Genomic DNA, 312 nt, shown 5'->3' on the forward strand with positions numbered 1-312 from the left:
GTTGCGGAGGCAGGATTTGAACCTGCGACCTTCGGGTTATGAGCCCGACGAGCTACCAGACTGCTCCACCCCGCGATGATAATAATTAAATTAGTTTTTCTATGCTCCTAGTTATCGCCTAAATACGGACCGTCCCGATTTCAGGAAGCTTATTCAAGTAGCAGTTCAATCGGTACGCTGATGATTATTCAATGAAGCATATTCGTTCGTGCTCCACCCTGCGACGATAATATTAAATATGGAGGAGGAAGGGGGATTCGAACCCCCGCGGGCTTTGACACCCCTGTCGGTTTTCAAGACCGATCCCTTCAG

At 48.7% G+C, this 312-nt stretch carries 1 tRNA gene; it reads right to left on the minus strand.

Annotated features, from left to right (window positions below):
- Position 1 precedes the first annotated feature (1 nt).
- A tRNA-Met gene (locus Q1B07_RS26910) sits at positions 2 to 75 on the minus strand.
- Positions 76 to 312: the final 237 nt, after the last annotated feature.

Origin of the sequence: uncultured Metabacillus sp. (assembly GCF_947503125.1) — a bacterium.
GTDB lineage: Bacteria > Bacillota > Bacilli > Bacillales > Bacillaceae > Metabacillus.